The 26068-nt window shown below is 63.6% G+C and carries 18 protein-coding genes, 1 tRNA gene, 1 pseudogene and 1 riboswitch; of the genes and pseudogenes, 16 read left to right on the top strand and 4 right to left on the bottom strand.

The genetic code is table 11. The annotated features are described in order from the left end of the window. Positions 1-188 precede the first annotated feature (188 nt). The 5 genes and pseudogenes from ACVNHC_RS06775 (at position 189) to ACVNHC_RS06755 (ending at position 6205) form a co-directional block, all read left to right on the top strand. Positions 189-1553, top strand: a complete 1365-nt coding sequence (locus ACVNHC_RS06775; protein ID WP_247647843.1) for a TolC family outer membrane protein — start codon at positions 189-191, stop codon at positions 1551-1553. A gap of 238 nt (positions 1554-1791) precedes the next feature. Then, positions 1792-1881 (top strand): annotated as a pseudogene (locus ACVNHC_RS06770) (PopZ family protein); the annotation flags it as partial. Positions 1882-1923: 42 nt separating this feature from the next. Continuing rightward, a complete protein-coding gene (locus tag ACVNHC_RS06765; RefSeq protein ID WP_457166923.1) occupies positions 1924-2541 on the top strand; it encodes a PopZ family protein in 618 nt (205 codons plus the stop codon). A gap of 162 nt (positions 2542-2703) precedes the next feature. Next, positions 2704-5535, top strand: coding sequence for a valine--tRNA ligase (locus ACVNHC_RS06760; protein WP_457166797.1), 2832 nt, complete (start codon positions 2704-2706; stop codon positions 5533-5535). 127 nt (positions 5536-5662) lie between these two features. Next, positions 5663-6205: a DUF2155 domain-containing protein gene (locus tag ACVNHC_RS06755; RefSeq protein WP_123195633.1), complete on the top strand. Its 543-nt coding sequence runs from the start codon at positions 5663-5665 to the stop codon at positions 6203-6205. Positions 6206-6358: 153 nt separating this feature from the next. Here the strand turns inward: ACVNHC_RS06755 and ACVNHC_RS06750 are convergent, their stop codons facing one another. Beyond that, positions 6359-6952, bottom strand: coding sequence for a hypothetical protein (locus ACVNHC_RS06750; RefSeq protein ID WP_208977387.1), 594 nt, complete (start codon positions 6950-6952; stop codon positions 6359-6361). A gap of 703 nt (positions 6953-7655) precedes the next feature. Here ACVNHC_RS06750 and hemA point away from each other — a divergent pair. Beyond that, positions 7656-8873 carry a 5-aminolevulinate synthase gene (gene hemA / locus ACVNHC_RS06745; RefSeq protein ID WP_050474748.1) on the top strand — a complete coding sequence of 406 codons (1218 nt, stop codon included), beginning with the start codon at positions 7656-7658 and terminating at the stop codon, positions 8871-8873. Positions 8874-9051: 178 nt separating this feature from the next. Beyond that, positions 9052-10065: an SDR family NAD(P)-dependent oxidoreductase gene (locus ACVNHC_RS06740; RefSeq protein WP_123194012.1), complete on the top strand. Its 1014-nt coding sequence runs from the start codon at positions 9052-9054 to the stop codon at positions 10063-10065. Positions 10066-10095: 30 nt separating this feature from the next. On the opposite strand, the gene ACVNHC_RS06735 is transcribed toward ACVNHC_RS06740, so the two are convergent. Continuing rightward, positions 10096-10722, bottom strand: a complete 627-nt coding sequence (locus tag ACVNHC_RS06735) for a TetR/AcrR family transcriptional regulator (protein ID WP_050474690.1) — start codon at positions 10720-10722, stop codon at positions 10096-10098. Between the two features lie 173 nt (positions 10723-10895). Beyond that, on the bottom strand, positions 10896-11390 hold the full coding sequence (locus tag ACVNHC_RS06730; protein WP_457166796.1) for a DMT family transporter: 495 nt from the start codon (positions 11388-11390) through the stop codon (positions 10896-10898). An 81-nt stretch (positions 11391-11471) separates the two neighbouring features. Between ACVNHC_RS06730 and ACVNHC_RS06725 the strand changes: the two genes are divergently transcribed. The 6 genes from ACVNHC_RS06725 (at position 11472) to fhuB (ending at position 19722) form a co-directional block, all read left to right on the top strand. Continuing rightward, the gene (locus tag ACVNHC_RS06725) at positions 11472-12407 is read left to right on the top strand and encodes a LysR substrate-binding domain-containing protein (protein ID WP_082206113.1); all 936 of its coding nucleotides are present in this window, start codon (positions 11472-11474) and stop codon (positions 12405-12407) included. A 242-nt stretch (positions 12408-12649) separates the two neighbouring features. Beyond that, positions 12650-13138, top strand: coding sequence for an RNA polymerase sigma factor (locus tag ACVNHC_RS06720; RefSeq protein ID WP_457166795.1), 489 nt, complete (start codon positions 12650-12652; stop codon positions 13136-13138). A gap of 117 nt (positions 13139-13255) precedes the next feature. Next, entirely contained in the window at positions 13256-14230 is a 975-nt protein-coding gene (locus ACVNHC_RS06715) for a FecR family protein (protein WP_457166794.1), read from the top strand. A 142-nt stretch (positions 14231-14372) separates the two neighbouring features. Further along, positions 14373-16871 carry a TonB-dependent siderophore receptor gene (locus tag ACVNHC_RS06710; protein WP_457166793.1) on the top strand — a complete coding sequence of 833 codons (2499 nt, stop codon included), beginning with the start codon at positions 14373-14375 and terminating at the stop codon, positions 16869-16871. A gap of 59 nt (positions 16872-16930) precedes the next feature. Continuing rightward, positions 16931-17767 (top strand): ABC transporter substrate-binding protein, encoded by an 837-nt coding sequence (locus ACVNHC_RS06705; protein WP_457166792.1) that lies wholly within the window; start codon positions 16931-16933, stop codon positions 17765-17767. Then, complete coding sequence (gene fhuB, locus ACVNHC_RS06700; RefSeq protein ID WP_457166791.1) at positions 17764-19722, top strand: Fe(3+)-hydroxamate ABC transporter permease FhuB; 1959 nt, start codon at positions 17764-17766, stop codon at positions 19720-19722. The genes ACVNHC_RS06705 and fhuB overlap by 4 nt, the downstream gene beginning before the upstream one ends. Before the next feature lie 79 nt (positions 19723-19801). On the opposite strand, the gene ACVNHC_RS06695 is transcribed toward fhuB, so the two are convergent. Further along, positions 19802-19877 (bottom strand) — tRNA-Asn (locus ACVNHC_RS06695). A 271-nt stretch (positions 19878-20148) separates the two neighbouring features. Beyond that, a riboswitch (cobalamin riboswitch) is annotated at positions 20149-20371 on the top strand. Positions 20372-20506: 135 nt separating this feature from the next. On the opposite strand from ACVNHC_RS06695, the gene cobU reads away from it, so the two are divergent. The 3 genes from cobU (at position 20507) to cobN (ending at position 26065) form a co-directional block, all read left to right on the top strand. Beyond that, a complete protein-coding gene (gene cobU / locus ACVNHC_RS06690) occupies positions 20507-21079 on the top strand; it encodes a bifunctional adenosylcobinamide kinase/adenosylcobinamide-phosphate guanylyltransferase (protein ID WP_457166790.1) in 573 nt (190 codons plus the stop codon). Next, on the top strand, positions 21076-22203 hold the full coding sequence (gene cobW / locus ACVNHC_RS06685; protein ID WP_457166789.1) for a cobalamin biosynthesis protein CobW: 1128 nt from the start codon (positions 21076-21078) through the stop codon (positions 22201-22203). Before cobU ends, cobW begins: the two co-directional genes overlap by 4 nt. 106 nt (positions 22204-22309) lie before the next feature. Next, complete coding sequence (gene cobN / locus ACVNHC_RS06680; protein ID WP_457166788.1) at positions 22310-26065, top strand: cobaltochelatase subunit CobN; 3756 nt, start codon at positions 22310-22312, stop codon at positions 26063-26065. The last annotated feature ends 3 nt before the right edge of the window (positions 26066-26068 follow it).

Here is a 26068-nt window from a genome sequence, read left to right as displayed (position 1 = left end):
CGGAAGCTGCTGAAAATCTGCAGTTTTCGGGCGCTTTACGTATGACGTTACCTGTTGCAACGCTGCCTCAGCCGGACAGAAACAGATTCTTAATTTTCGGTGAGGGGTAGGCAGGGCGTTGCAGCTGGGTATACTCCCCGCCAAATGACAGCACGGGTGGGGGCCCGTACATACAAGGGGCGTTTTCAGTGCGTTTTCGTATAACCCTTTCTGCTGCTTTGCTTGGTCTCAATGCCTTCGCGCTTTCTTCCACGGCTCAGGCTGAGAGCATTTCCGAGGCACTGGCACTGGCATATGCCAACAATCCGACCCTGAACGCAGCCCGCGCTGCGCTCCGTGCGACGGATGAGCGTGTGCCTCAAGCTCTGGCAAACTGGCGTCCGACAATTACGGCCAATGCCTCCGTTGGCTCGACCCGTACCTCTACTGGAATTGGCCCCGACAACATCCGCAACAATGCGTCCATGTCGCTGTCGATTCAGCAGGCTCTGTTCCGCGGTTTCCGGACGGTGAACTCGACCAAGCAGGCCGAAGCTCTCGTCCGTGCACAGCGCGAAAGCCTGAACGCGACCGAGCAGGATGTGCTGCTGTCCGCAGCACAGGCCTATGTGAATGTGATCCGCGACACGGCGCTCGTTGCCCTGCAGCGCAGCTCGGTTGAGTTCCTGCGTGAGCAGGTGCGCGCGTCCAAGGATCAGTTCGAGGTGGGTGAGGGCACCCGCACCGATGTGTCCCAGGCGGAAGCGCGTCACGCGGAAGCTCAGGCCAACCTCAACTCGGCCATCGCAAACCTGAATGCCAGCCGCGCCGTCTATGAGCAGGTCGTGGGCATCGAGGCCCGCAACCTTTCGGCCTCGACCCCGGTCGGCAGGCTGATGCCGCGTTCAGTCGAAGAAGCGATCCGCTTGGGCGAAGAGTATCAGCCGCTTCTGCGCCAGGCGCAGCATCAGGTTGATGCGGCAGCTTTCAATGTGAAGACGATTGAAGGCGAGCAGCTGCCCACCGTCACGCTGGAAGGCTCCATCGGCCGCGACTGGAAGCCGTCCCAGTCGGTCAGCACCGTCAATTCCGCCTCCGTCCTTGGCCGCGTCTCCGTTCCGCTCTATCAGGGAGGCGCCCTGTCTTCCCGCGTGCGTCAGGCCAAGGAAGAACTCGGCCAGGCCGAAATCCAGCTGGACGTTCTGCGCAATCAGATCCGTGCCAACGTGATCACTGCCTGGGGCGATTATCAGGCGGCCGAGGCTTCGATCACTGCGGCTCAGGCTGCCGTGGAAGCGCAGCAGCTCGCCCTGCAGGGTGTCATCGAGGAGCAGCGCGTCGGTCAGCGCACCACGCTCGACGTGCTCGATTCCCAGCGCGAGCTGATCACGCAGCGCTCAAATCTGGTGACCGCGCAGCGTAACCGCATCGTCAGCGCCTATCAGCTGCTATCCGCCATGGGCCGTCTTGATGCGGAATTCCTGAACCTGCAGGTGGCCCGCTACGAGCCCACCGAACACTACAGCAAGGTTCGCGACAAGTGGTTTGGCATGCGCACGCCAGACGGCCGCTGATGATTCGAAACTGATTTGCTAAATCGTCAGGAATTCAGAGAACGCGCCCTTCCGGGGCGCGTTTTCCATTGAGAAGGCTGGTCAACCCGGCAAGTTTTTCCTATTAAAAGGGGATAAGCTGGCTGTGCTGAACTGGTGACCTATGATGTTGACAGGCGACTCAGCATAATATCCTTAACCGAATCGTAACTTTTGGAACTTCGGTCCAGTGCGTTTGTAACCAGTTCTGGGGGAACTCATGTCGAAGGCCAGTCAGGCACAGGAACCCTCGATGGAGGAAATTCTCGCCTCCATTCGCCGGATCATTTCCGACGAGGAAGCCCCTGCCGCCAAGAAGACTGCACCAGCAGCCCCGGAGCTCGTAGCCGAAATGCCGCAAGTCAATGAAATGCCCGAGGAAGAAGAAGCCGGCATGTCGCAGGATGACCTGGACAAGCTGTTCGACATGGCGGGCGATGATGATGATGATGATGACGGCGATGCTGCCATCGATGATGACATCGCGGCCTTCGAGGCCGACGAAGACCTTGCCGATGAAGATGTTCTGGAGCTGACCGAGGAACTGGCCGTCGAGGAAGAAGAGGAAGACGACCCCTTCGCCATGGTTGAGGGCATGCCCGATACGATGGACGATGACGCCGGTGACATCGCTTTCATGGAAGACGGGGATGAGCCGGCTCCGGCACCAAGGCTCGCGCCGCAGCCGGCCCGCTCGTCTGCTGCCGAAGGCCTTTCGCCCGTTTCCATGGACAATCTCGATCCGCTGGACGAGGAAACGCCGCTTGTCTCGGACATGGCGGGAGCAGCTGTCAGTGCCGCTTTCGAGAACCTGTCCAGCACCATCCTGTCGGCCAATGCCCGCACGCTGGAGGATCTGGTGAAGGAGATGCTGCGCCCGATGCTGAAGAGCTGGCTGGATCAGAACCTGCCTGTCATGGTGGAACGTCTCGTTCGCCAGGAAATCGAACGCGTGGTACGCAAGCGCTGATCTGCGGCGGCTTGTTATGTGCCATGCATGACCGGAACGCCGCCTGCGGGCGGCGTTGCCATTTCTGCCTCTCTTCAGGCCCCATTCCGCTCAGGATGTTGACTCGCTGCCCGCCATCCGATTTACACAGGCCCAGATAACGGAAAGTCCCGAGAAGCCCTCATGCTTGACAAGACCTATGACGCAGCGGCCGTCGAGCCGCGGATCACCGAAATGTGGGAAAAGGCCGGAGCCTCGCGCGCCGGTGCCGGTGCCGCCGATGGCGCCCCGTCCTATACGATCGTGATCCCGCCGCCGAACGTGACGGGCTCCCTGCACATGGGCCATGCGCTCAACAACACGCTGCAGGACATCCTCATCCGCTTCGAGCGCATGCGCGGCAAGGACGTGCTGTGGCAGCCGGGCATGGATCACGCAGGCATTGCCACGCAGATGGTGGTGGAGCGCCAGCTGGCCGAGCGCAAGGAGCCGTCGCGCCGCGACATGGGCCGTGACGCCTTCATCGAGCGCGTCTGGAGCTGGAAGGGCGAATCCGGCGGCATGATCTTCAATCAGCTGAAGCGCCTTGGCGCGTCCTGTGACTGGGACCGCGAGCGCTTCACCATGGATGAGGGCCTGTCGGCTGCCGTTCTGGAAGTCTTCGTGTCGCTCTTCCGCGAGGGCCTGATCTACAAGGACAAGCGTCTCGTCAACTGGGACCCGAAACTGCTGACCGCGATTTCCGACCTGGAAGTCGTGCAGCAGGAGATCAAGGGCAACCTCTGGCACTTCCGCTATCCGCTGGAAGGCGGTGCCACCTATCAGCATCCGGTGGCCTTCGATGACGAAGGCAATGCGACGGAATATGAGACCCGCGATTACATCGTTGTGGCCACCACCCGTCCGGAAACCATGCTGGGCGACACCGCCGTTGCCGTGAACCCGGAAGATCCGCGCTACAAGGACCTGATCGGCAAGCACATCATCCTGCCGCTGGTCGGCCGCCGCGTGCCGATCGTGGGTGATGACTATGCCGATCCCACCGCCGGTTCCGGCGCAGTCAAGATCACCCCGGCGCATGACTTCAACGATTTCGAGGTCGGCAAGCGCAACGATCTGCCGATGATTTCGGTTCTCGACCGTGAGGCACGGGTCATTCTGGCCGAGAATGCCGAATTCCTCGCCGGTGTGCCGGCGTCTGAGATGCTGGATGCCACCATCGCCGCCTTCCACGGGCAGGACCGCTTTGCCGTACGCAAGGCGCTTGTCGCGCAGATGGAGGAGCAGGGGCTGCTGGATCGCATCGAGGATCACACCCACATGGTGCCGCATGGCGACCGTGGCGGCGTGCCGATCGAGCCGATGCTGACCGATCAGTGGTACGTGGATGCCGCGACGCTGGCCAAGCCTGCGATTGCCTCCGTCCGCGAGGGCCGCACCAAGTTCGTGCCGTCCAACTGGGACAAGACCTATTACGAGTGGATGGAGAACATCCAGCCCTGGTGTATCTCGCGCCAGCTGTGGTGGGGCCATCAGATCCCGGCCTGGTATGGTCCCGATGGCAAGATCTTCGTCGAGAAGACGGAAGCCGAAGCGCTGAAGGCAGCCGCTGCCCATTATGGCAAGCCGGTTGAAATGGCGGCCATGGAACAGGCGCTGGCCGCCTGGGAAGCCGGGGCAGGGGAGAGCGTTCTGCTCTACCGCGACGAGGACGTGCTCGACACCTGGTTCTCGTCTGCGCTGTGGCCATTCTCGACGCTCGGCTGGCCGGACAAGACGCCGGAACTGGCCCGCTACTTCCCGACGTCAGTGCTGATCACCGGCTTCGACATCATCTTCTTCTGGGTCGCCCGCATGATGATGATGTCGCTGCACTTCATGAAGACCGAGCCTTTCGAGACCGTCTACATCCATGCCCTCGTCCGTGACGAGAAGGGGCAGAAGATGTCGAAGTCCAAGGGCAACGTCATCGACCCGCTGCAGCTGATCGACGAGTTCGGCGCCGATGCGCTGCGCTTCACGCTGGCGGCCATGGCAGCGCAGGGCCGTGACATCAAGCTGGCCACCAGCCGTGTCGGCGGCTACCGCAACTTTGCCACCAAGCTGTGGAATGCGGCCCGCTTTGCCGAGATGAACGGCTGCAAGCGCGTCGCCGGGTTCGATCCGGCCCGCGCCAGCCATACGCTCAACCGCTGGATCGCCACGGAAGTCGGCCGCTGCGCCGAGGAAGTGCGCGAGGCACTGGAGGCCTACCGCTTCAACGATGCGGCCAATGGCGTCTACCGTTTTGTCTGGAACACTTATTGCGACTGGTTCCTGGAGCTGGCCAAGCCCGTGTTCAACGGCACGGATGAAGCCGCCAAGGCGGAAATCCGCGCGACCGCAGCCTGGACGCTGGACGAGATCCTGAAGATCCTCCACCCCTTCATGCCCTTCCTGACCGAAGAGCTGTGGGCGCGTCTCGGCGAGGAAACCGGTGCTCCGGACCAGATCCTGATGCTGACCCGCTGGCCGGCTCCCGCGCTGGCCGATGCGGCGGCCGCCGAAGAGATCAACTGGCTCGTCGGCCTCATCTCCGAAATCCGCTCCGTGCGCTCGGAAATGAACGTTCCGGCCGGTGCGCAGATCCCGGTGGTGATGGTCGGTGCAGGCGATGTGACGGTTGCGAGGGTGAAGACCCACGAGGCCGCCATCCTGCGCCTTGCCCGCGCCGAAAACCTGACGCTGGCGGACGAGCTGCCGAAGGGCGCGGCACAGATCATTGTGGGCGATGCCACGGTCTGCCTGCCGCTGGCCGGTGTGATTGATCTTGGCGCCGAAAAGGCGCGTCTTGCCAAGGAGCTCGGCAAGCTCGAGGACGAGATCGGCCGCATCGAGAAGAAGCTCTCCAACCCGGCTTTTGTCGAGAAGGCAAAGGAAGAGGTTGTCGAGGGCGAGCGCGAGAAGCTGGCCGAGCTTTCCGCCCGCAAGACGCAGGTGCAGACGGCCGTCAGCCGTCTGGCGTCGCTGGGCTGATAAACAGTCTTGCGCGGCGGCTGAAACCGTTGCCGCGCAAGGGCTTGCCTTCCGGCAGCCGCAATCGGGTGTTACGCCCGCCAAACTCAGGGACTTGCCAGGGACAATCATGCGGCAAATCAACAGGATGAAGAGCAAGCCGGTCTTCGGCACAGCCCTTGCTGGCGCCCTTGTCTGCGCCCTTGCCGCTGTGCCCGCCCGCGCGGATGTCATCGAGAACCCGGTGGCTGTCTTCTCCGGGCTCGACAAGATCACCGGGCGCATCACGTCTTTTGATGTCTATATCGGCGAGACGGTGCAGTTCGGCGCGCTTCAGGTGACGCCGCGCGTCTGTCACACCCGGCCGCAGACCGAAAATCCGCTGACCACGGCCTTCGTGCAGGTGGATGAAGTGACGCTGAACAACGAGATCCAGCGGATCTTTTCCGGCTGGATGTTTGCCGCAAGCCCGGGCCTGCATGGCGTCGAGCATGCTGTCTATGACGTGTGGCTGACCGACTGCCGCCAGACCTCCACCGTGCCGCCTCCGGCCGGCTATTCCGGTCCCCCGGTCACTGTGGTGGAAGAGGGCGCAGACACACTCGGCGGCGGCGCGGCAGGCACCGGCGAACAAGCTGAGGGTGCAATGGGCACCGTACCCGCCCCGCGGCCCAAGCCGCCGCTGTTCTGATCATGCTGCCTGCCGGAGAGGATCCGGCAGGGCCAGTGGCTGACCTCAGCCCTCACGCCAGATCTGGCGATGCTGGCGCATGACGCGAAGGCTTGCCCCTGCGCGCAGGGACGTGACCAATCTTCAATGAAACAAGCTCATTGGGCGTTGGTATCAGACGGCAACCGTATCCACGATCCAGTTCCAGGCAACGCGGACCGAGTCGGCTGCGCCCTGGAAGAAGGCAACGATGCCGTGCCACACGGATTCGCCGGCCTTTGCCAGCTGCAGCAGAATGGACGGCTGCTGCGGCGGTGTCTGGACCAGTTCGACGGCAGTCTTGCCTTCCTCATCATCCACCACGCGGCGGGTGATCATCTGGCCGGTTTCCGAAGGGACACGCGATTCGTCCTTGGCCACGGCAAGCGTGCCTTCCGGCGCATTGAGCGGGCTCACGACGATGGCGCGGCCATCGGGAAGGAGATGGGTTTCGTTCTGCGCGACTTCTGACGCGTAGATGACTTCGCCCTCGGAGTCGATCAGTTCGACCCAGATGACCTTGCGGCCCTGAATGTCGACCGGTCCAACCCAGATGGAGGTGTCCTCACCGGCCGCAGGCCCGGCGCCAAGGCTGGCGAGCGTGACGGAGAGGTTGTCCTCGGGCAGCAGATGCCGTTCCGACTTGGGGGCGGCAAGCGCGAGCGGGGCGGCAGAAAGCATGATGGCAACTGCCGGAATGATGGCTTTCTTCATGAGACGATGCGTCATTTTTGCCTCCCTCGGCATGACAGTCACGTCTGAACACAGATCACGGCACCGGTTTTTTAAGGTCTGAAGTACACCTCGTCTTTTTGACAGGTGCCTTGCTCATCCGGTTGCTGTGATGCAGCCATTATTACGCCATTTCCCTTAAGATAGATGTTATCCGAATCACAAAATGACGTGGTTTCTGATCTTTCCTGATTGGCTGCGGCCGGGGCTTCATGCTTCCGGTCTGGCTCAGTTCCTTGATTTTGCTCCTGTTTTCAGCGGTGCTGTTATTTCTGGCCGGGAAAAGACGTGAGCATCAACTTGCCGTGATGCCCGGCTTGTCCCAGATCAAAGTGTTAACGCGGGCGGGAGGCTAAGGTTCCGGAACAATCGCCGGAAGAGAGGGCGGCGGGGCAGGTGTCTCAGAGTTGACCGGCCGGGCTCTTCTCCTAAAAAGAATTCTGTAACCCGGAATTAGAATAATGACAGCCTGCGGCATTTTAAACTATGTGTTAGGGCGCTACCTTGCGCTACATGGTGCAAGGTCTCGAGGCTGTCAGGCTTCGGATCACAGGACGCGTGAGTGGGGCGGGGCAACTTCCCCTTATCAGATCCGCCTGGGAGGGCTGGCCAGATGATGACCGGCTCCGGACACAAGGGCTTGCAGGACGCCAATGGCGGACGTGGAATGCGTCTGCTTGAGAAGAAGAGGGAATACGCCATGGACTTCGAGAGCTTCTTTGCGCAGGCGCTGGACGGCTTGCGGGAGGACGGCAACTATCGCGTATTCGCTGATCTGAAGCGTCATTCAGGCGAGTTTCCCAAGGCGACCCGTTTCCGCGAAGATGGCTCCACCCACGAAGTGACCGTGTGGTGCTCCAACGATTATCTTGGCATGGGCCAGCATCCGGATGTGGTTACCGCCATGAAGGATGCGATCGACAGCTGCGGTGCGGGCGCTGGCGGCACACGCAACATCTCGGGCACCAACCACTACCATGTCCAGCTTGAACATGAGCTCGCAGATCTGCATGGCAAGGAATCGGCGCTCATCTTCACCTCGGGCTATGTGTCCAACTGGGCAGCCCTCGGTACGCTGGCCTCGAAGATCCCCGGCTGCATCGTTTATTCCGATGCGCTGAACCATGCCTCGATGATCGAGGGCATCCGCCACAGCCGCGCCGAAAAGCGCGTGTGGAAGCACAACAGCCCGGAAGATCTGGAGCGCAAGCTTGCCGCCGATGATCCGGCGGCCCCCAAGCTCGTTGCCTTCGAGAGCGTCTATTCGATGGACGGCGACATCGCCCCCATCAAGGAAATCTGCGACGTGGCCGAGCGCTATGGCGCGATGACCTATCTGGATGAGGTGCATGCGGTCGGTCTCTACGGCCCGCGCGGCGGCGGCATTGCCGAGCGCGAAGGTCTGATGGACCGTCTGACGGTGATCGAAGGCACGCTTGGCAAGGCCTTTGGCGTGATGGGCGGTTATATCACCGGCTCGCGCCAGCTCTGCGACTTCGTGCGCTCCTTCGCGTCCGGCTTCATCTTCACCACCGCGCTGCCGCCGTCACTGGCCGCTGGCGCCACGGCTTCGATCCGTCATCTGAAGCAGAGCACGGCCGAGCGTGAGGCGCATCAGGACCGCGTGGCCCGTCTGCGCAGCCTGCTGGACCGCCGCGGCATCCCGCATATGGACAATCCCAGCCACATCGTTCCGGTGATGGTCGGCAATGCGTCCAAGTGCAAGTGGATCTCGGACATCCTGCTCGACAACTACGGCATCTATGTCCAGCCGATCAATTACCCGACCGTGCCGAAGGGCACCGAGCGGCTGCGCATCACGCCGACGCCGTTCCATTCGGATGCCGATATCGACCATCTGGTCGGCGCGCTGAATGCCCTGTGGTCGCGCTGCGCACTGGCCCGCGCCGTCGCCTGACCGGGCAAGGGAATTGAACACTACGGAAAGCGCTGGCTGCAAGGCTGGCGCTTTCTGCTTTTGGACTGGCCGGTCCGGCGGTGCTAATCCTTGGCTCTGGGCTGTCCGGATGCTATGACGGCTCCGGCGCTGCATATTTTGCTGCTGCTTTCAGCTTTTTCTTCAAAGGGTTTCAATCATGCGTACTGCGCTCGTGACGGGTTCGGCCGGCTTCATCGGATATTTTCTCTGCACCCGGCTGCTGGAAGAGGGGTTCCGCGTTATTGGCCTCGATGCCATGACGGATTACTACGACGTGCGGCTCAAGGAGCGCCGTCACCAGATGCTGCTGCAGAACGAGCACTTCACCGCCGTCACAGGCCGCGTCGAGGATGGGGACCTGGTGCGCTCGCTGTTCGAGGCCAACCGCCCGGATGTTGTCGTGCATCTGGCCGCCCAGGCGGGTGTGCGTTACTCCATCGAGGCGCCGCGCTCCTATCTCGACAGCAACATTGCCGGCACATTCGAGATGCTGGAAGCCGCGAGAGCCTTTCCGCCGCAGCACCTGCTGATCGCCTCCACCTCTTCGGCCTATGGCGCCAACACGGACATGCCGTTTCAGGAGACGGTGAAGGCCGATCACCAGATGTCATTCTATGCGGCGACCAAGAAGGCCTGCGAGGTGATGGCTCATTCCTATGCCCATCTCTATGGCACGCCCATCACCATGTTCCGTTTCTTCACGGTCTATGGCCCCTGGGGGCGCCCGGACATGGCGCTGTTCAAGTTCACCAAGTCGATCCTCGAAGGCAATCCGATCGAGGTCTATAACTACGGCGACATGAGCCGGGACTTCACCTATGTGGAGGATCTGGTGGAGGGTATCCGCCTCCTGATCGATGCAGCCCCGGTGCGGCCCGAAGAGGGCGCAGGCGTTCCGGAAGGCGACAGCCTGTCGCCGGTCGCTCCCTGGCGCGTCGTCAACATCGGCAATTCGGAAAGCGTGCAGTTGACCGAGTTCATCGCCGCCATTGAGGAGGCGACCGGCCGCACGGCGGAGCGCAAGCTGATGCCGATGCAGGCCGGTGATGTGCCCGCCACCTGGGCCGATGCCAGCCTGTTGCAGACGCTCACCGGCTACCGCCCCCGCACGGGCGTGCGCGAAGGCGTGGCAAAATTCGTGAAATGGTACCGTGAGTACTACAAGATCTGACCGCAGTGCCGCAGCCAGGCCCTGATGGCGTCAGGCTGCCCGTGTCTCGCGGGTTTCGGCACCTGCGCTGTCCGGGGCAAGGCCGCGCAGGGCCATCTCGGCTGCATCACGGATCAGGCTGCACGGATCGCCAAGATCCAGGTCCTTCACGTTGAGCAGCAGCACGACGGCACCATGCACCGCACTCCAAAGGAGATGGGTTGCATGGCCCGGATCCATGCGGCGGATGGCTCCCTCCTCCATTGCGATCGCCATCCGTGCTTTCAGCAGTTCGTAGCCGGTCAGCTTATCGTCAGCAAAGGCGATTTCCATCTGGTGGCTCATCTCCAGATCAAGGAACATGAGCCGGAACCTGTCGGTATCTTCCAGGGCAAATTCTGAATAGGCCATGATCAGTTTGCGCAGGATTTCGACCGAGGGAAGGTCCATGCCATGAATGGCAAAGGTCCGCTCGTTCAGCGTCTCGATTGCACTGGAGCAATAGGCGATCATCAGATGCTGCTTCGTCGGGAAGTAGCGGTAGAGCGCTCCTGCCGTCAGGTTGAGGCCTTCGGCCAGCTTGCGCATGGACAGGGCGGCATAGCCCTCGGCAGCAACGATGCGTGCGGTTTCAGCCAGAATGCGGGCCTGAACGGCAGCAAGCTCTTCATCAGTCATTGCGGGTCTTGGCATGATGTTACCTGATCGCGTTTAATGAATTAGTTCAATAAACGCGTTTACAGTTGGGCCGGTAGGTGGTCAATCGGAAAACCATGTTGACTGAATTTTTATTGAACGCGTTCATACTAAGCCTCAGGTGAGTACCCGGTGATTGCGGCCGCTCTTCTGTGTCAGCTTCCGCTGCCGGATACAGGCGTGACCTTCAGGAAAGAGGTACTCTGTATCAGCGCAACTCCGGCCACCACGAGCAGGATGCCGATGAGGCGCGAGGGCGAAATATCGCGGGCGCTGAAGCCCATGAGACCATAGGCATCGACCAGAAGCGAGGCGGCGAGCTGCCCGGCAATCACGGCGGTCATGAAACCGGCGGCCCCAAGTTTCGGTGCAACCAGAATTGCGGCCGTGATGTAGATGACCCCGGCAAGGCCGCCGGTCCAGATCCATTTGGGCTGTCCGGCAAGGTTGCCAAGGCTGGGGAACGGAACCTTCATGGCCAGCATCACCGGAATGACGCAGAGCATGCTCACACCAAGCGATACCACCGTGGCCCAGAGGGGATGGCCGAGGGCACGGCCCATCGCGGCATTGGCTCCGGCCTGGAAGGGGACGACTGCCCCTGCCAGAAGGGCGGCGCCAAGAAGGGTGAAGGGGGCTGGAAACTGCATCGGACTGTCCTTTCTGATGAACTTCGGCCCCGGTTTAGATATAGTCCTTGCGAATGTGAAATTCGTATCAGGCGGATAGACATGCATCAGCTGCATAATCTGAGGTCGGTTGATCTCAATCTTCTGGTGGTGCTGGATGCGCTTCTGACGGAGCGCCATGTTTCGCGCGCCGCCGCCCGGCTGAACATGAGCCAGCCCGCCGTCAGCCACGCCCTTGCGCGGTTGCGGGAGCTGCTGGGGGATCCGCTGCTGGTGCGCCAGGGCGGCGGCCTTGTTCCGACCATCCGGGCGCTGGAAATCGCCCAGCCGTTGGCCGATGCGCTGGCCGGGGTGCGCGGCGTGCTGGGGCCGCAGGGTTTCGACCCGCAAGGCACCCGCCACCGGTTCCGCCTGTCCATGTCGGATTATGGCGGGGCCATGCTGCTGCCGCATCTGGTGCGCGATCTGCGGCAGCATGCGCCGGGCATCGATCTTGCGATCAGCCAGTTCAGCCGTGAAGCCATGGCGGCTGGTGTCTGCGATGGTGATCTGGATCTCGGGCTCGGGGTGTTTCCCGTTCTGCCGCCGCAGGTCAGGTCGGAGCTGATCATCAACGATGACTATGCCTGCCTGCTGGACCGGCGGACGCTGGAGGGAAAGCCGTTAGATGCTGCGGCATATTTCTCGCGGCCTCATGCCATGGTCGCCATGCGTGATGACACCATCAACGAGGTGGACGAAACGCTGGCCCGTTCCGGCCACACCCGCCGGCTGGCGCTGGTGCTGCCGCACTGGGGCGTCGCACCGGAGCTGATCGCGGGTACGGACCTCATTCTCACGGTCGCCAGAGGCAGCCTGCGGGACCTTGTTCTGGACGATCATCTGATCATTCTGCCGGCGCCCATTCCGCTGCCGCCCGTGCCTTACGTTCAGATCTGGCACAAGAGCCGCGACAGGGACCCGGCCCTGCGCTGGCTGCGCGCGCGGATCCTGCAGGCCGCAGGGCAGGGGGCAGAAACGCAGCGGAAGGATGGCTGAAGGGGCTGAAAACCGGCCTTGCGGGCTTTCCCGGCAGGTCTGCTCAACAGTTCCCATGCAGCTGCTTATAAAACTGGATTTTTAAAGTAGACTTTTGCTAAAGACGGAACACGGCAGCGGGAATAACCCCAAACGCTGCCGTGAGAGATTTCTGTCCGTTCGGGCCTGTGCGTGAGCGGCGAAGCTCCTGACTGGTTCCTGCCCCGATTGGTTCCTGCATGGCCGAAGACAAGAAGAAGAGTATGCTTGACTGCTTCGTGTCCAGTTACACGGAGCTGTCGCGCCATCTCTCGCGCCGCTTCGGCCGTGATCTCGATCCGCAGGATGTGATGCAGGATACCTATCTGCGGCTTGAAGCGATTCCCGCCGAGAGCGACATCCGCAATCCGCGGTCCTATCTCTTCCGCATGGCGAACAATGTTGCAACCGACCGGCTGCGCGGGCAGCGCTCTGCGGTGGGCTATGCGCCCAGCGAGGAACTGGCCGCTGCCGTGGATGACAGCGCTTCGCCGGAGCAGATCACCGACTACCGCCAGCGCCTCGTGCGCCTGCAGGAAGCCATAGCTGAGCTGCCGCCGCGCCAGAAGCAGGTGCTCCTGATGCACAAGTTCGATGGTCTGACCCACACGCAGATTGCCGCTGAACTGGGCATCACGAAAAGTGCTGTCGAGAAGCTGATCATGAAGGCGCTTGCGCATCTGCGCGACCGGATGGGTACACTCATTGACTGAATCCGGCAAAAAGATGCGCGATATGGGTGAGGTGAGGCGCTACCGAATCCGTCTATGGGAAGGATATGCGCGCAAGGGCGTGCCGTGCGGCCGCGCACGGGGAAACAGCCGGTGGCCATGATGGGTTCAACGAATACAGACAGACAGCAGAGAGCTCGCGATGAGGCTCTGAGCTGGTTCGTCCGTCTCAACTCCGGTGACGCGGGAGAGGGGGACCGCGCCGGCCATGCAAGCTGGATGGCCGCCGATCCGCTGCACCGGGCCGAATATGCGCGGCTCGGCGGCATCTGGCAGGATCTCGGCCGGATTGCGGATCCGCGCGAGGCCTTGGACATGTCCGGGGCCATGGTTCCGGCCTCCGCCCGGAAGGGCTTTGCCTCGCGCCGTGCGTTCCTGTTCGCCGGTGCCGCAGCGCTGGCTGCCGCCGGTGTGGTGGCGGTTGCCGGTCCGCCGGACTTCCTGACGAGCGATCACTTCACCGGCACCGGCGAACAGCGCAGCCTGATGCTTGAGGACGGCAGCCGGGTGGACCTTGATGCAGATACCGCCATTGCGCTGGATTTCAGCGATACCCTTCGCAGCATCCGTCTGCTGCGCGGGCGCGCCTTCTTCGATGTGGCCAAAGATCCCGGCCGCCCCTTTACCGTGCTGGCGGCCGCCGGTTCCACAACCGCACTGGGCACCCGTTTCGTTGTTCATGAATGGAGCGGTGCTGTCACGGTTTCGGTGGAGGAAAGCGCCGTTTCGGTGGTTGGGCCGGACAAGTCGGATACCGTCGTGAAGGCGGGCGAGCTTGTCACCTATGACGATGTGCATCTGGGCCAGATCCGGCCCGTCGACATGGAAGCGGAAATCGCCTGGCGGCGCGGCAAGCTGATCTTTGAAGACAGGCCGCTGCGGCAGGTGCTGGCAGATGTGAACCGTTACCGCTCCGGCACGATCCGGGTGACGGACAGCCGCCTTCTGAACATGCGTGTCAGCGGCATCTTCGACATCCGCAATCCGGACGGCGTTCTGGAGGCGATCCGCCAGACGCTGCCGGTGAGAAGCTTCCAGATCTCGCCCTGGCTGGTCGTGTTGCACCCGGTCTGACCGGGTGGACACAGCGGGAAAAGAAACCTGATAATTATTTTCCACTTTGGGGGTGAGGTGTCTGGCCTTTGAAACCGTCCTTGCATCAGACGGGTGCGTTCGCGCCCGGACAAAATGCAAATGCAAGAGTTGGACAGGGGTCATGGCAAAGCAGTTTGGGCAAAGGGCATCCGGGGCGCGGGCAGCGCGGATGAGCGGTTTGGGGTTGGCGCTTCTGGCGTCAACGGCGGTTTTCACCGCAAGTGTGATCTACACCGGCCCGGCAGCGGCGCAGCAGGCGGCCACTGTCAGTTACTCCGTTCCGGCAGGCCCGCTGGGCACGGCGATTTCCCGTTTTGGCGACCGCTCCAATCTGCAGGTGCTCTATCCGGCAGCTCTCGTGCAGGGAAAGACGTCGCCGGGCGTTTCCGGCACGCTGACGCCCTCCGAAGCGCTCAACCGGATTTTGGCTGGAACCGGCCTGTCCTACCGCTTTACCGCCGCCAACACGGTGACCATTGTTGATCCGGCCGCAGCCGCTGCCACGGGCGCCACGGTGGATGGCGCGACACAGCTGCAGACGGTGACCATCGAGGGCGAAAATGCCTGGGGCCCGGTCAATGGCATCGTCGCCACCCAGAGCGCGACGGCGACCAAGACCGGAACGTCACTCAGGGACACGCCGCAAGCCGTCAATGTCGTGACCCGTGACGAGATGGCGGAGAAGGGCGCTGCGACCATCACGCAGGCGATGCGCTACACGCCGGGCGTTGTCGCTCAGTACGCCGATACGGATGTGCGCCATGACTGGCTGACGGTGCGTGGCTTCACGCCGGGGCGCTACAAGGACGGCCTGCGCCTGCCTTTCGGTGCACGCGGCTATTCCCAGCCGAGGATCGAGCCCTATGGGCTGGAGCGCGCCGAAGTGCTGAAGGGGCCTGCCTCGGTTCTCTATGGTCAGGGCCAGCCCGGCGGCATGCTGAACATGGTCAGCAAGCGGCCCCGGAACGAGGAAATCCGGGAAGTCGAGCTGCAATATGGCAGCCACAACCGGTTCCAGACCGCCTTCGATTTTGGCGGAAAGCTCGATCAGGACGGTGCCGTGCTCTACCGCATCGTCGGCGTGGGGCGCCTCAGCGACACCCAGTATGACCACGTGGAAGAGAAGAAGGGCTACATCGCCCCGTCCTTCACCTTCAAGCTGTTCGATGCCACGACACTGACGGTCCTGGGCGAATACCAGAAGATCGACTCCCCCGGCGGCGGCGGTGCTCCGGCTCTGCCTGCCAATGGCACGCTGTACACCGGCACCTATTCCGCCCTGCCGCGCAACGCCTTCGTCGGCGAACCGGGCTATGACAAGTTCGAAAACGAGCAGGCCTTCATCGGCTATGAATTCAGCCATGAGTTCAACGACACATGGTCGTTCAGGCAGAACCTGCGCTATGGCTTCGTCGATACCGATACACAGCGCGTGCAGGCCTTCTGCCTGTCTGCGGCCAGCTGCAACCCATCCTCGCTGCTGCGCTATGCCTGGGCCTTCCCGGAAACCTCGAACCTCTTCACGGTCGACAACAACGCCATTGCGCGGTTCAGCACCGGCAGTGCGAAGCACACGATGCTGTTCGGCTTCGATTACTCCTTCGAGGACAGCTCGTTTGAAGAATCGGCGCTTTCGGTGATCTATACGCCCTTCAACGCCTATAATCCGGTCTATGGGGCAACCAGCATCTCCCGCCCTGCGACGGCGACCTGGATCGACCAGCAGCGCTCGCAGGCAGGGCTTTATGCGCAGGACCAGATCGAGTGGAACAACTTCGTCCTGTCGCTGGGCGGGCGCTATGACTGGGCCAACACTGACACGCGCACCCGGACAGCCACAACCAACACCCCGGTGAACCAGCAGGACGGCAAGTTCACCTGGCGGGCGGGCCTCGTCTACAATTTCGACAATGGCCTGTCGCCCTATGCCAGCTACTCCACCTCGTTCAACCCGGCTAGCGGCACGGACCGCAGCGGTTCACCCTTCAACCCGACCACGGGTGAACAGTTCGAAGCTGGTATCAAGTTCCAGCCCAATGGCATGAACAGCTTCATCACCCTGTCGGTCTATCAGCTGACGCAGCAGAACGTGCTCACGCCTGATCCGGTCAACACGAGCTTCCGCGTGCAGACCGGTGAGGTGCGCATGCGCGGCATCGAGCTGGAAGGCAAGGCCGAGCTCGCCTCCGGCCTTTCGCTCACGGGTTCCTATGCCTATACGGACAGCGAGATCACCCGCGACAATGCCACCTCCAGCGGCACCAGCAACAAGGGCAAGCGTCTGGCCTTCGTGCCCGAGCACCAGGCATCGCTCTGGCTGGACTACACCGTCCAGTCCGATCAGGTCTGGGGCGGGCTCAGCTTCGGCGGCGGCGCCCGCTACATGGGGCAGACATTCGGCGACAACGCCAACGCCTTCGATGTGCCGGACTACACCCTGTTTGATGCGGCGCTGCGCTATGACTTCGGCAAGGTGGATCCGAAGCTCGCCGGGCTGAAGACCTCGCTCAATGTCAGCAACATCTTCGACAAGAAGTATGTCTCCACTTGTCTCAGCACGACGGGCTGCTACTGGGGCGAGGGCCGCACGGTCTATGCCACGCTGAAATACAGCTGGTAATGCCGGAGCGGAGGACATCTGGAACCAATGCTCTGACGCGGCGGCAATTTGCCGCCGCGTTGCTTGGGTTTGCCTCCCTGCCGTTTCAGGGCCGGACCGGCCGGGCAGGGGAGGAGCTGCCGCGCATCGCCGTGCTGGACTGGGCCTGGGCCGAAACGTTGCTGGCGCTGGGCGTGGCACCTGCCGCGGTGGCGGAAGCCCCGCTCTATGGCGCGCGTGTCGTCAGCCCGGCGCTGGCGGAGGGCACCATGGATCTGGGCCTGCGCTCCTGGCCCAATATGGAACAGCTCAGGGTCTTCCGGCCGGACCTGATTGTCACCCAGACCGGCTATGGCGTTCCGGCGGCCATGCTGGAGCCTGTGGCGCCCGTGCTGTCCCTGCCGCTTTACACGCCGGAGCGCCAGCCGCTGAAACGGGCTGAAGAGGGACTTGAGGCGATTGCCGCCCGCCTGCAGCTTCAGGAAGCGGGGCGCGCCTATCTGGAACAGGCCGAGTTCCAGTTCACAGCCTTGCGGAACGAGCTTCAGTCCTATGATGGCCGCCCTCTGCTGATCCTGAAATTCGCCAGTGACCGGCTCGCCGATATCTACGGCCCCGGCAGTCTCTTTCATGACGTGCTGGGCCGTCTCGGCCTGCCATCCGCCTGGCAGCACAGCGGCAGTCATTGGGGCTTCTCGACCGCAGGCCTCGACGCGATTGCCGCCAACCCGGAAGCACGCATCGTCATCATCGAGCCTGGTCCGCCGGAAGCGCTCGCCGCCAGCGGGTTGTGGCGGGCCATCCCGGCGGTGCGGGCAGGGCGCGTTGTCAGCATTCCACCGGTCTGGGTCTTCGGAGCTTTGCCGTCCGCCCTGCGTTTTGCCGGTATTGTCACCAAGGCCCTGCAGACCTCATGACGCTTCGTCTTCCCTTGCTTCTTGCGGCGCTGCTGGTGCCTGCCGCCGTCCTGACCCTTTTGTCCTACAGCGCCCATGTGCCCCTGTCTGCGCTGGGCGCGGCGCTGCTTGATCCGGACCCGGCTGTCTTCGGGGAAATCTATCTGCATTATGCGCTGCTGCCGCGCCTTGCTGTGGCGGTGCTGGCCGGGGCCGCCCTGGCGCTGGCGGGAGTGGTGTTTCAGCAGGTACTGAAGAACCCGCTGGCGGAACCGGCAACCCTTGGTCTTCTTTCCGGTGCACAGCTTGGCATCATGGCGGCAACGCTGCTCGTGCCCGCACTCGCCATGTGGCAGCGCGAGGCGGCGGGGCTGGCGGGCGGCTTTGCTGCACTGGCGCTGGTGGGGATGCTTGCCTCCCGGCACGGTTTTTCGCCGGTGACCCTGCTCTTGTGCGGCATGATCGTCAGCTTCTTTGCCGGATCGGCTTCCGTTGTGCTGGCCCTGTTCCAGCATGAATACCTGCGCTCGGTCTTCATCTGGGCCAGCGGCTCGCTGGTGCAGAATGATTTTTCCGATGCCTCGGCCCTGTCCGTCAGGCTTGCGGTCTGCGTACCGCTGCTGGCGCTGCTGCTCAGGCCGCTGACGGTTGCCGGGCTCGATGATGCCAGCGCCCGCAGCCTGGGCCTCTCCATCCGCACGATCCGGCTTGTTGCCCTGTCGCTGGCCTGCTGTCTCTCCGCGCTGGTGGTGGTGCGGGTAGGCGTGATTGCCTTCGTTGGCCTTGCCGCGCCGCATCTGGCGGCACTTGCCGGTGTCCGGAGTTTTGCCGGGCGTTTTGTCTCTGCGCCCATCATCGGCGCGGCGCTGCTGCTGCTTGCCGACAGCATGGTGCTGGCGCTGTCCGGCATGATTGCCGAAGTGCCCACGGGAACAGCCACGGCGATGGCCGGAGCCGTTCTGCTGCTGGTGCTCCTGCGCCGCATGCCTGCGAGCACCCGCATCGGCGGTTCACACATGCCGGCGCCATCCGTTCCGGCCGCCAGCCGTCAGCGCCTCGTCCTGCTGCTGGCTCTGGCCTGTCTTGCCGCGCTCACGGTCTTTTCCCTCACCAGCCAGCTGCATCCGGGCGCCCTGTCAGCCGGAGAGATGGTGGCAGGGCGCTGGCCGCGGGTGCTGGCATCTGCTGCCGCCGGGGCCATGCTGGCGCTGGCAGGCGGGCTCATTCAGGCGATGACCGGCAATCCGCTCGCCAGTCCCGAGGGGCTGGGCGTCAGTTCCGGGGCAGGGCTCGGCATCACCGGGGTGCTGCTTTTGACCGGCTCCTTCTCTCCGCTCCTGCTGCTGGGGGGCGGAGCGGGCGGGGCGGTGCTCGCCTTCCTCTTCGTGCTGGCCATCACCCGCAAGTCCGGCCACGCACCGGGGCCGGTGCTGCTGGCCGGGATTGCCATCGGCACGTTTGCCGCCGCGCTCATATCCTTCATTCTGGCCAGCGGTGATCCGCGCGCGGTCTTCGTGCTGGCCTGGTCCATGGGGCCGACCTACCGCGCCGCCGGACTGACGGCCCTTGCCGCTTCCGGCATCCTGCTCGTTGTGCTGCTGGTGCTGCCGCTGATGGGGCGTTGGCTCGACATTCTGCCGCTGGGCGACACAACAGCCCGCGCGCTGGGCCTTTCGCCCCGCCGCTCGCGCACCGTGCTTCTGGCGTTCTCGGCCCTGCTGACGGCCGCCGCAACGCTGATCACCGGCCCGTTGAGCTTCATCGGCCTGATCGCGCCCCATATTGCGGCCTCTGTGGCGCCGGGGCGTGCGCTGCTGCGGATCGTCTGTGCTACAGCGATCGGCGCAGCGCTGATGGTCAGCGCCGACTGGCTGGGCCGCACGCTCGATTTTCCCTACGAGATCCCCGCCGGCATCCTCGCCTCCTTCATCGGCGGGCCGTATTTCCTCTGGCTGCTCCACCGCAAGCCCGCGTGAGGCGCAGTCTGCCGCACAAACGCAAAAAGCCTTGCCGTTGCTGGCAAGCCTTGGATTTTATCCAGGGAAGAGAAAAGGTTGGCTCCGCGAGCAGGACTCGAACCTGCGACCATTCGATTAACAGTCGAACGCTCTACCAACTGAGCTATCGCGGATCACCAGAAGGGCAGTGCCCTTTGCGGTGGCGGCTGTGTGCGCCGCCGTCGGTGAGAGGCGTATAACAAAGGCCTTGAGCATTTGCCAAGCCCTTTCTTCAAGAAAGTTTTCCACAGGGGCGGCTTTGGCGGAAATCTGCGGTCTTTCAACGGCTTGGGCCAGTGGATAACCCATCCGTGCCGGTGCTTGCACCCATTGCCCGGGATAAGGGGGCGGCGATTGCGCCGCAGAGGTGCCCAAAGGGCGTCCTTGCTGAGGTGCCGCCAAGCCGTTACAAGGAGAGGATCAGGTTCCCCGGCGGGCCAAGCCCAAGGGGATGAAACGGGAATGCGGTGCGGAGCGACTCAATCCGGGGCTCCAAAGCCGCAGCTGCCCCCGCAACTGTCAGCGGAGAATCTTGCCGCCTCATGCCACTGCAAGGAAGTCCTTGCGGGAAGGCGCGGCAAGGTGAAGACCCGCGAGCCAGGAGACCGGCCTGATGTGGTGCAACCCCAAGGCCGCCGGGTGGGCGGACCGGAGGACCTGACATGATTTCTACTCCCCCAGACCGGGCGGATGGCAGGGCGCATTGCGCCCGCGCGTCCGCAAGAGAGCCCGACGCTGCCATGCCGCAAGCCAGCCGTTGACCATGGCGCAGGCTGAAGGGCTGGGGGCCGCATCTTCCGTTCTGGTGACGGGGGGCGCACGCTCCGGCAAAAGCAGATATGCAGAGCAGCTGATCCTCGGAAGCGGGCTTGAGCCTGTCTATGTGGCGACATCCGCCGCATGGGACGGGGAAATGGAAGCCCGCATCGGCCTGCACCGCGCCCGCCGCGGGGCGGACTGGCGCACCATCGAGGATAAGGGCGGCATCGGCGCGGATCTGACGGACGTGCTCCGGCGCGAAGCCCTGCCCGGACGGGCGGTGCTGGTCGATTGCCTGACGCTCTGGCTCACCAATCTGATGATGGCCGGGGCAGACCTTGCTGCCGCCACGCAGGCGCTTTGCGCGCTTGTGCCCAATCTGCCTGCGCCTGTTGTTTTCGTTTCGAATGAAGTGGGCCTCGGCATCGTGCCGGACAACGCCATGGCGCGTCAGTTCCGCGATGCGCAGGGCCGTCTCAATCAGGAGCTTGCTGCCGTCTGCACCCGGGTGGTCTTCGTGGCCGCCGGTCTGCCGCTCGTGCTCAAGCCTTCCTCCCAACCGGATATCTCCCTATGACCGATTTTCAGACCCCTGCCGTGGCCAAGATCCCGGCCACCATCATCACCGGCTTTCTGGGCGCGGGCAAGACGACCCTCATCCGCAATCTCCTGACCAACGCGGGGGGGCGGCGTATTGCGCTGATCGTCAACGAGTTCGGCGACATGGGTTTTGACGGCTCGCTGCTGGATGGCTGCGCCGACCCTTCCTGCTCTGCCGATGATGTGGTGGAGCTGACCAACGGCTGCATCTGCTGCACCGTGGCCGATGATTTCCTGCCTGCGATGGAAATGCTGCTGGCACGCGAGACGCCGCCGGATCACATCGTCATCGAGACCTCGGGCCTCGCGCTGCCCCAGCCGCTGGTGCGGGCCTTCACCTGGCCCAGCGTCAAGACGCGGGTGACGGTGGATGGTGTTGTCACCGTGCTGGATGCGGCAGCTCTCGCCGAAGGGCGGATCGTGCTGGACGAGGAAGCCCTTGCCGCGCAGCGCACTGCCGACGAAACGCTGGATCATGACAATCCGGTTGAAGAGCTTTTCCACGATCAGCTCGCCTGCGCCGATCTGGTGGTGCTGAACAAGGCTGATCTGGTGGATGACCACGCATTGGAGCATATCCGTGAGCATATCGCCGAAGATGTCCGCGCCGGGGTGGAGATCATTGCCGCTGAAAAGGGCTCGCTGCCCATCGACGTGCTGCTGGGCCGCTCCTCTGCTGCCGAGGATGATCTGGCTGCCCGCCGTGCGCATCATCACCACCATCATGATGATGACCACGATCACGATGATGACCATGACCATGACCATGACCATGACCATGACCATGATGATCATGATCACCATCACGACGACTTCGAGAGCTACGTGGTCACAGCGCCCGAGTTTGCCTCGCTGAAGGACGTTGAGGCGGTGGTGAAGCAGGCGATGGCGCTGAAGGGCGTGCTGCGCATCAAGGGCGCGGTGACGGTCTCCGGCAAGGCCGCGCCTGCGCTGGTGCAGGCGGTTGGGCCGCGTGTCGAGGCCTGGTTTGCCGCTGGCGCCAAGGCGCCCGGCAAGCTGGTGGTGATCGGCCTCAAGGGGCTGGATCTCGCCGCCGTCACGGACGCACTCGCTTCCCTGCAGGCAGGCCGCGCGGCCTGATCCTTCGCGGTGTGGACCCCCGCCGCCCCGCTCCTGACGCATCAAGCGCAAGGGGCGGGACGCGGGGACAGGCACACCCAGTCTGAGCCTATTGAAGGCGTGCCAGATGCATATCCTCGCAAGTCAAACCCGGCGAATTGATGACGGCGGCGATGCCGTGGACCTCGCGCAGGACCCGGCGGATCTGGTGTTCCTGTCGGCGGCCGATACGGAACTCTCGGCTTTTGCCGCCGCGCATGCCTCCCTTGGCGGGGAGGTGTCACTGCGGCTGGCCAGCATTCTGGCGCTGACCCATCCCTATTCCGTCGATCTCTATGCGGAAAAGACGCTGGCCGGTTCAAAGCTTGTTGTGCTGCGGCTGCTGGGCGGGGCGGGCTACTGGTCCTATGGGCTGGACCGGCTGCGGGAGGAAGTCAACCGCAGCGGGCTGCAGCTGGCCGTCTTTGCGGGCTGCGACAAGTGGGATGAGGATCTGGCCGCTCTCTCCACCGTGCCGGTGGACGCCGTGCGGCGGCTTTGGCGCTACTGCATTGAAGGCGGCGCAGAGAATTACCGCAATGCGCTGAGGTTTTGCGCTCATCTCATTGGCAAGGATCAGGAACCGCCTCTGCCTGCGCCGCTGCCGCGTGCGGGCATCTTCCTGCCCGGCCACACCGCACCGGGGCTCGATGACCTGACGGCCCGCTTCGCAGATCCGGCAAGGCCGGTGGCGGCGCTGGTCTTCTACCGGGCGCTGGTGCAGGCGGGCGAGACGGCGCCTGCCGAGGCGCTCTGCCGTCATCTGGAGGGGCAGGGGCTCAACGTGCTGCCCGTCTTCGTAGCCTCGCTGAAGGATGCGGAATCGGCTGCGGTGCTGTCGGCCCTGTTCGAGGCGCTGCCGCCTGCCGTGGTGCTGAATGCGACGGCCTTTGCCGTTTCCAGTGGCGGACGCGTGCATCAGCCGTCGCCGCTGGATGCGCCGGGCCGCCCGGTGCTGCAGGTGGTGTTCTCCTCTTCGTCCCGTGCGGGCTGGGCCGATAGCACGCAGGGCCTTTCCGTGCGCGATCTGGCCATGCATGTGGTGCTGCCGGAGCTGGACGGGCGGTTGATGACGCGGGCGGTCTCCTTCAAGGAAGAAGGCATCCTTGATCCCGCCACCCAGTTCCGCCCCGTGCTCTTCAGGCCCGAAGAGAGCCGCATGGCCTATGTGGCCGCTCTTGCGGCAAACTGGGCGAAGCTGGGCGGCAAGCCCGCTGCCGCGCGCAAGGTCGCGCTGGTGCTGGCGAATTATCCCAACAGCGACGGGCGCATTGCCAATGGTGTGGGGCTGGATACGCCCGCCTCCTGCGCGGCGCTGATCGCGGACCTGCGGGATGCGGGTTATGACGTCCCAGTTGATGCGCCGGTTACTTCTGAAATGCTGATGGCCCATCTGACGGCGGGCGTGACCAATGATATCCATGGGCGCGCCGGGCGCCGGGTGGATGTGCGCTTTGCGCTTGCGGATTACCGCAAGGCCTTTGCGTCCCTGCCAGAGGCGGTGCAGGCGCAGGTGACCGCGCGCTGGGGCGGGCCGGAGAATGATCCGGCTGTGCGCGATGGCGCTTTCGAACTGCCGCTGACCCGCTTTGGCAGCGTCTATGCCGGCATTCAGCCCGCACGCGGTTATAACATCGACCCCAAGGCGACCTATCACGATCCGGATCTGGTGCCGCCGCACAACTACTTTGCCTTTTATATCTGGCTGCGCGAGGTGGCCGGTATCGATGCCGTCGTCCATCTCGGCAAGCATGGCAATCTGGAATGGCTGCCGGGCAAGGCGCTGGCGCTGTCCGAAGAATGCTACCCGGAAGCGGTGCTGGGACCGGTACCGAACATCTATCCTTTCATTGTCAATGATCCGGGTGAGGGCATGCAGGCCAAGCGCCGGGCTTCCGCCGTTATTGTCGATCACCTGACGCCGCCACTGACGCGGGCCGAAAATTATGGCGTTGCCAATGAAATGGAAAATCTGCTCGACGAATATTACCTCGCCAGCGGCGTCGATCCGCGCCGGCAGAAGGTGCTGACGCGGGACATTCTGGAGCTTGCCTCCGTTCACGGGCTTGATGCGGATATCGGCCTGACGCCGGACATGTGCGAGACGACCCGTCTGGCGCGGCTGGATGCGCATCTGTGTGACCTCAAGGAATTGCAGATCCGCGACGGGTTGCATGTGCTGGGCGAGAGCCCGCAAGGGCGGCTGTTGCATGATCTGCTGGTGGCGCTGGTGCGCGTGCCGCGTGGAAGCAGGCCTCAGGATGAAAGCCTGATCCGGGCGCTGGCGCGTGATCTGCTTGCCGATGTGCCGGAGTTCGATCCGCTGTCCTGCGATTTCTCAATGCCCTGGGCCGGGCTGAAGCCGGAGCTTCTGGCGGGCGTGTCCGATGCCCTGTGGCGCTCTTGTGGTGACACGGTGGAGCGGTTGGAGCTTCTGGCGGTCAGGCTTGTCTCCGGGGAAATGAAATGTCCGGAACTGGCTGCAACATCGTCTGTTCTTCAGGAGATTGAATCCACTTTGAGGCCTGCCGTCGCCGCCTCCGGATCTGCGGAAACAGCGGCGGTTCTGGCGGCGCTGGATGGCCGTTTCGTGCCGCCGGGCCCTTCCGGCGCGCCGACGCGGGGGCGGCCGGATGTGCTGCCGACGGGACGGAATTTCTATTCGGTCGATGTGCGCGCCGTACCGACCGAGATTGCCTGGCGGCTGGGTCAGGCTTCGGCGGCGGAAGTGGCGCTGCGCTACTTTCAGGATGAGGGCGAGTGGCCCAAGGCGCTGGTGCTGACCTGCTGGGGCACGGCCAACATGCGCACCGGTGGTGACGACATTGCGCAGGCGCTGGCGCTGATCGGCGCAAGGCCGGTGTGGGAGCCGGGCTCGGGCCGTGTCACCGGCTTTGAAATCATCCCCCTGTCGGAGCTGCGCCGTCCGCGCATCGACGTGACGCTGCGCATCTCCGGTTTCTTCCGCGATGCCTTCCCGCATCAGATGGACCTGTTCACCAGTGCGGTGCGGGCGGTGGCGGCGCTCGACGAGCCGGAAAGCGCCAATCCGATGGCGGCGCGGGTGCGGGCCGAGCGGGCGGAGCTGCAGGCGAGGGGCCTTGCCCGGGACGATGCCTTTGCCGAGGCTTCCATCCGTGTGTTCGGCTCCATGCCGGGCGCCTATGGTGCCGGTCTTCAGGCGCTGATGGATGAGGGGATCTGGCAGGGGCGTCAGGATTTCGCCGATGCCTTCCTCGCCTGGGGCTCCTATGCCTACGGCGGCGGGGCGAAAGGCGAGTCGGTGCGCGAGCGCTTCGAGACGCGCCTGCGCGGCGTCGATCTGGTGCTGCACAATCAGGACAACCGCGAGCATGACCTGCTCGACAGCGACGACTACTACCAGTTCGAGGGCGGGCTTGCGGCAACGGTCGAGGCGCTGACGGGGGAGGCGCCCGTCAGCTATCACACCGATCATTCGCGGCCCGAGCGGCCGGTGGTGCGGGCGCTGTCGGAGGAGATTTCCCGCGTGGTGCGCGGCCGGGCGGCGAACCCGAAGTGGATCGCCGGGGTCATGCGCCACGGCTACAAGGGCGCCTTCGAGATCGCCGCGACGCTGGATTATCTCTTTGCCTTCGCCGCGACGACAAGGGCAGTGCGCGAGCATCATTTCGATCAGCTTTACACCGCCTATATCGAGGATGCCGCCGTGCGGGAGTTTCTGGCCCGTGCCAATCCTGCCGCCTATGAGGACATTCTCCAGCGTTTTGACGAAGCGATCCGGCGCGGGCTCTGGACGCCGCGCCGCAACTCCGTCCATGCTGGCCTCTCCAGCCAGCTCACATCCCAAGCCATGAGGGCCTGACCG

It is taken from the genome of Pannonibacter sp. Q-1 (assembly GCF_054073275.1).
This window is presented reverse-complemented; position numbering and strand designations above follow the sequence as displayed.

Coding starts and splice junctions, on each gene's coding strand:
- ACVNHC_RS06765 (WP_457166923.1), top strand. CDS start 1,924: ATGCCGCAAGTCAATGAAATGCCCGAGGAAGAAGAAGCCGGCATGTCG.
- ACVNHC_RS06730 (WP_457166796.1), bottom strand. CDS start 11,390: ATGCAGTTTCCAGCCCCCTTCACCCTTCTTGGCGCCGCCCTTCTGGCA.
- ACVNHC_RS06715 (WP_457166794.1), top strand. CDS start 13,256: ATGATGGGTTCAACGAATACAGACAGACAGCAGAGAGCTCGCGATGAG.
- ACVNHC_RS06760 (WP_457166797.1), top strand. CDS start 2,704: ATGCTTGACAAGACCTATGACGCAGCGGCCGTCGAGCCGCGGATCACC.
- ACVNHC_RS06735 (WP_050474690.1), bottom strand. CDS start 10,722: ATGACTGATGAAGAGCTTGCTGCCGTTCAGGCCCGCATTCTGGCTGAA.
- ACVNHC_RS06740 (WP_123194012.1), top strand. CDS start 9,052: ATGCGTACTGCGCTCGTGACGGGTTCGGCCGGCTTCATCGGATATTTT.
- ACVNHC_RS06720 (WP_457166795.1), top strand. CDS start 12,650: ATGCTTGACTGCTTCGTGTCCAGTTACACGGAGCTGTCGCGCCATCTC.
- cobU (WP_457166790.1), top strand. CDS start 20,507: ATGGCGCAGGCTGAAGGGCTGGGGGCCGCATCTTCCGTTCTGGTGACG.
- hemA (WP_050474748.1), top strand. CDS start 7,656: ATGGACTTCGAGAGCTTCTTTGCGCAGGCGCTGGACGGCTTGCGGGAG.
- ACVNHC_RS06755 (WP_123195633.1), top strand. CDS start 5,663: ATGAAGAGCAAGCCGGTCTTCGGCACAGCCCTTGCTGGCGCCCTTGTC.
- ACVNHC_RS06750 (WP_208977387.1), bottom strand. CDS start 6,952: ATGACGCATCGTCTCATGAAGAAAGCCATCATTCCGGCAGTTGCCATC.
- fhuB (WP_457166791.1), top strand. CDS start 17,764: ATGACGCTTCGTCTTCCCTTGCTTCTTGCGGCGCTGCTGGTGCCTGCC.
- cobW (WP_457166789.1), top strand. CDS start 21,076: ATGACCGATTTTCAGACCCCTGCCGTGGCCAAGATCCCGGCCACCATC.
- ACVNHC_RS06725 (WP_082206113.1), top strand. CDS start 11,472: ATGCATCAGCTGCATAATCTGAGGTCGGTTGATCTCAATCTTCTGGTG.
- cobN (WP_457166788.1), top strand. CDS start 22,310: ATGCATATCCTCGCAAGTCAAACCCGGCGAATTGATGACGGCGGCGAT.
- ACVNHC_RS06710 (WP_457166793.1), top strand. CDS start 14,373: ATGGCAAAGCAGTTTGGGCAAAGGGCATCCGGGGCGCGGGCAGCGCGG.